This is a genomic window from Sphingobium fluviale (assembly GCF_004122115.1).
In the GTDB taxonomy this organism is placed as follows: Bacteria; Pseudomonadota; Alphaproteobacteria; order Sphingomonadales; family Sphingomonadaceae; genus Sphingobium; species Sphingobium fluviale.
This window is the reverse complement of record NZ_SBKP01000046.1, coordinates 1-253: the sequence shown is the minus strand read 5'-3', so window position 1 is coordinate 253 and position 253 is coordinate 1. Positions and strand designations below refer to the sequence as shown.

The 253-nt window shown below is 58.9% G+C and carries 1 protein-coding gene; it reads right to left on the bottom strand.

Annotation, left to right across the window (positions count from 1 at the left end):
- Positions 1-34: 34 nt before the first annotated feature.
- Positions 35-253 (bottom strand): hypothetical protein (locus EQG66_RS15390; protein WP_220428682.1); only part of this gene is annotated, 219 nt, incomplete at its 5' end.

Sequence of the window (253 nt, the reverse complement as noted above, 5' to 3'; positions counted from 1 at the left end):
AAATGCCACCGCGTGAGTGGTCCATGGCCAAGGCTCAGTTCGCCGTGATCTTCGGCGAGCGCTTCATCAGAGCCATGGCGGCGTAATGTTCAACCGCCCGCCCACACACGGAAATCCTGACAGTCCCAGCCACAGCCGTGCCTTCATCGTCCGGGCCTATCTGTTGCAGACGCACGAGATGCTGTTCGACGCCCATAATCATGCGTTCCGTGTGCTGGGAGGTGTACCGCGCCGGGGTATTTACGATAATATG